The organism is Zymomonas sp., assembly GCF_020216885.1.
Lineage (GTDB): Bacteria > Pseudomonadota > Alphaproteobacteria > Sphingomonadales > Sphingomonadaceae > Zymomonas.
In genome coordinates this window covers 1-4,390 of record NZ_JAIWON010000171.1, presented here as the reverse complement: position 1 = coordinate 4,390, position 4,390 = coordinate 1, and the positions used below count along the sequence as shown (strand labels likewise).

Below are 4,390 nucleotides of genomic sequence, written 5' to 3'. Positions count from 1 at the left end.
GTGACAGGAATATCTATCAAGCTATCAGCATCAGAATAATCAGAGACTTCACCGCCGGTTAGTATGAAAGCTAAAGGGCGACCTTGACCATCGGAACGAGCGTAGATTTTGCTCGTAAAGCCTCCGAGGCTTCGATCAAAGCCTTACTTTTGTGTTTCCTTTTGCGTCAGCTGCCTGGCTGTGGGCGCGAAGGATCGTGCTATCTACCACCCTATGTCGCCAGTCATCCATAAGGCCAAGGTCAACGAGGGTTTCAAGAAGAGCATCCCAGACACCTCGTTCCGCCCATCTACGAGACCGAACATAGACCGAATTCCATTTTCCATAGCGTTATGCATGTCTTGCCATGCGCAACCTGTTAGAGGAAATTAAAGCATACCATTGAAAAATAACCGATTACTTTTTGCTGGACGCGCAGCGGCCTCGTTCACGTGGAAGACGACCCTATATTATTGTCGGTCAGATCTACTCGCATCTAGTCTGCCTTACAAAAATTTGGTCTCAATTTATCCCCGAAAATCTTAAATGATACCCTTTTTTAAAATAACCTAACCCCTTAAAAACACTGCCTAAAAATGGAAGATGAGAGAAGTCGAGAACTGTTAGAATGGGATGTTTTAGCCTATTCATTTTTTAAGACGGGCTTTTTAGGATGATTTTTCTTTTTGGGTAAGCTGGGGGTAGCATCATCGGATGTCTTGCTGTCATTATCGGTATCAGTAGAAAAAAAGGCCTCTTCAATAGGCTTGGACATCATCTTTTTTCGATAAGAAGTTACTTTATCTATCGGCCAGCTTGTTTTTTCAGTTTTTCCATTTTCGCGAATATGCTGCCCAATCCAGCTTGGATCAGGAATACCGGCATAATCGAGAATAGCCGTGCTGCCATTTTGTAGCCACGGATAGCTAACAGCCGATTCCAACCATAACGGGACACGATGTTTATAATGGGTCGAAAAAGTGGCATTTATCAGAATAATAACGAGGAACAGACATTCGGCAATAATGGCTCCCTTTATAGCGCCAAAGCCAGCACCCAGCACCCTATCAGGGAAGGCCAGAAAAGAACGCCTTACCTTGGCACCGATACTATCTGATAACCATTGACCAATAAAATAGACTGTCACAAAGAGTAGAACGAAAGAGATTAAATTTGCCCCAAAAAGACCTACACCCAGCCAATTATGGACAATATTGGCAGCCGAGACATGTCCTATTCTGACAGCGATAATCGCGGCCACCCAAGCAAAAAGAGAAAGTGCCGCGCCAATAAAACCGCGCCAAAAACCTGTAAAACCACAAATAATCAGTAAGGCCAGAAAGGCTAAATCGACTGGATGAAAATTGGTCATTAACGTCCTAGTAAATAATCCACAGATTGACGAAGGGTTGAAAAGGAAGAGAATGCAATATTCTCCTTATTTTCAACCATTTTCGGTATCAGAGCCTTGGTGAATCCCAGCTTAGCGGATTCCCGTAATCGCAACCGACTATGGGCAACGGGTCGAATTTCACCAGATAAAGCGATTTCACCGAAGGCCACGGTTTCAGACGGAATAGGCCGTTCTGCCAAAGCAGAAATAAGCGCAACAGCAACCGCAAGATCAGCGGCAGGATCGGTTACACGATACCCGCCTGCGACATTCAAATACACTTCAGCCGAGGAAAAATTTAACCCGCAACGCGCTTCTAACACGGCCAGAATCATCGCCAACCGTCCAGAATCCCACCCAACAACGGCACGCCTAGGCGTAGCACCACTAGAAAGCCGAACGGTCAAAGCCTGCATTTCAACCAGAACGGGGCGCGTGCCTTCCATGGCTGGAAAGACAATGGCTCCGCTCATATTTTCATCTCTTGCTGTTAAGAACAGACTGCTAGGATTGGAAACTTCGGATAAGCCCTGATCAGCCATAGAAAAAACGCCGATTTCATCCGTGCCGCCAAAACGGTTTTTTGTGGTGCGCAATATTCGGTATTGATGGCTACGTTCCCCTTCAAAAGCGAGAACCGTATCAACCATATGTTCAAGCACGCGGGGCCCTGCGATAGCACCATCTTTGGTGACATGACCCACAAGAATTAAGGCGACCCCCGCCTCTTTTGCGAAACGAATCAATTCTTGTGATGAAGCGCGCACCTGACTGACGGTTCCCGGTGCGCCTTCGATCATATCTGAATACATCGTCTGAATAGAATCTATAATGAGGAAATCTATATGCGGTAACTGTTCCAAGGTGGCGAGAATATCGCGAACCGAAGAGGCCGCCGCTAATTGGACGGGCGCTTGCCCGAAACCCAGTCTTTTTGCGCGTAGCCGGATTTGATCAACCGCTTCCTCACCAGAAATATAGACAACTTCTTTGCCAGCTAGAGCCAATCGAACGCCGGCTTGAAGAAGCAAAGTGGATTTACCGATACCGGGATCACCCCCAATTAAAGTAGCCGATCCAGAAACAAAGCCGCCGCCCAGCACCCGATCAAATTCGGCGATGCCCGTTACCATACGTTCCGGTAAGGGTTGTTCCGTTGCCAGATTGCCCAATCTGACAATATTTCCACCAGTTCGGAGATTATGACGATTCGTAAAAGGCGTTTTAGGCGCTATCTTTTCTTCAACTAAACTATTCCATGCACCACAATCGGCGCATTGCCCCTGCCATTTGGTGGCAACAGCGCCACAGGATTGGCAGATATACCGTTTTTGTTGTTTGGCCATATTTTTTCATACGAACATAATGCAAATATGACAAGTAACGCCTCTAATTTGATCTTGCCTGATGAAAAACAATAAGAGAGAATAGCCCTATGCAATTTTTACGTACAATGTTCGCGGCGGTTCTTTTCGCCATTTTTCTTACTTTTTGTGCCAGCAATTATAACATTTCTGTCAAGCTCCAGATGTGGCCGGGATGGGAAGCTGATATCAATATCGTTTTGTTATTATTGATAGTCTTTTTAATTGGGCTGGTTCCGGCATTGCTTTATCATAGCGCTTCCCGTTGGAATTGGCGTAGAAGGATTGACAAGCTCAACCGTCAGATTGCAGATATGCAGCCAGAAAACCCGCCGGTAGAGACGCCGTCACTCACGAAGAATGACTCAGCTTTCACTGGCCAATAGAGTTTGATGCACTGTGCCCAATACTGACTTTTTATCCAATCCCGTTTTTGTTGCCCTCGATACACCAGACCTGAAAAAGGCTGAAAAGCTGGCGACGATCCTCCGCCCTCATGTTGGAGGGATCAAGCTTGGTCTGGAATTTTTTATGGCGCATGGCCATTACGGGGTTGAAAAAATTGCAGATCAAGGGCTGCCTATTTTTCTTGATCTCAAATTTCATGATATTCCGAATACAGTGGCTTCTGCGATTGAGGCTTTGTTTCATGCGATCAAGTCGCCGCCTGCTATTTTAACGGTTCATACCGAAGGCGGTGAAGCCATGATGCGCGCTGCCAAAAAGGCCGCAGATAAAGGCTCGAAAGTGGTGGGTGTCACTATTCTGACCAGTCTCGATCAAAGCGATCTTGGTGTGATTGGCATGACTGGAACGCCGGAATCGCAGGTTGAAAAACTGGCGCGTCTGGCGCGTAGATCTGGTCTCGATGGCATTGTTTGTTCTGGTGAAGAAGTCGAACAGGTGCATGAAGAATGGCGTGACGGCTTCTTTGTTGTTCCCGGAATCCGGCCTGCCGATAGTGTCGTCGGTGACCAAAAACGGGTTTGCACGCCGGCCGATGCTTTGGATCGGGGCGCTTCTATTTTAGTTATTGGCCGTCCGATTACCCGTGCAGATGAACCTGCCGAGGTAGCCTCGGCTATTGCCAGACAATTGCGCCGGAAATAATCGTCCGAGAAGCATAAAAACACTGTGACCCGATGGATAATATCCTTTAGAGGTATCTGGACTTTCAGTTTATCTGAAGGGATCAACGGGTTTCTTTCCGGATGTAATAACAATGTCGGTTCGTACAAAAATATGTGGTTTATCCACAGAAGAGACAGTCGCGACTGCCGTCAGATATGGCGCAGACTACATCGGCTTTGTCTTTTTTGAAAAAAGCCCCCGATCGGTAACACCGGAAAAAGCGGCTATGCTGATCCGGCAAATCCCCGACCATGTCCAGAAAATGGGCGTTTTTGTTGATCCCGATAATAATTTACTGGAACGAGCCTTGGCTTCCGGCCTGACGGGTTTTCAGCTACACGGTCATGAAACGGCTGAACGGATAGCTTCCATCCGCGAGACATTTCCTAAGGTAAAAATATGGAAAGCGCTTTCTATTGCCAACAGCCGAGATTTGGCACAGGCACCGCATTATCGCGGTTTAGCCGATCGGTTGCTTTACGATGCACGTACCGATGGCGTATTGCCGGGCGGTATGGGCAGG

General features: G+C 47.1%; 5 protein-coding genes. 3 read left to right on the top strand and 2 right to left on the bottom strand.

Annotated elements, in window-relative coordinates; genetic code table 11:
* Positions 1 to 622: 622 nt before the first annotated feature.
* Both LDL18_RS08740 and radA read right to left on the bottom strand, forming a co-directional pair.
* Entirely contained in the window at positions 623 to 1,351 is a 729-nt protein-coding gene (locus LDL18_RS08740) for a CvpA family protein (RefSeq protein WP_296508804.1), read from the bottom strand.
* A complete protein-coding gene (radA, locus tag LDL18_RS08735) occupies positions 1,351 to 2,718 on the bottom strand; it encodes a DNA repair protein RadA (RefSeq protein ID WP_296508802.1) in 1,368 nt (455 codons plus the stop codon). Before radA ends, LDL18_RS08740 begins: the two co-directional genes overlap by 1 nt.
* Before the next feature lie 89 nt (positions 2,719 to 2,807).
* Between radA and LDL18_RS08730 the strand changes: the two genes are divergently transcribed.
* From LDL18_RS08730 to LDL18_RS08720, 3 genes are all read left to right on the top strand, one after another.
* Positions 2,808 to 3,122, top strand: coding sequence for a lipopolysaccharide assembly protein LapA domain-containing protein (locus tag LDL18_RS08730; protein ID WP_011240491.1), 315 nt, complete (start codon positions 2,808 to 2,810; stop codon positions 3,120 to 3,122).
* Between the two features lie 13 nt (positions 3,123 to 3,135).
* Positions 3,136 to 3,846, top strand: coding sequence for an orotidine-5'-phosphate decarboxylase (pyrF, locus tag LDL18_RS08725; protein ID WP_014848690.1), 711 nt, complete (start codon positions 3,136 to 3,138; stop codon positions 3,844 to 3,846).
* Between the two features lie 112 nt (positions 3,847 to 3,958).
* The coding region (locus LDL18_RS08720; RefSeq protein WP_296508799.1) for a phosphoribosylanthranilate isomerase at positions 3,959 to 4,390 on the top strand (432 nt) is incomplete at its 3' end.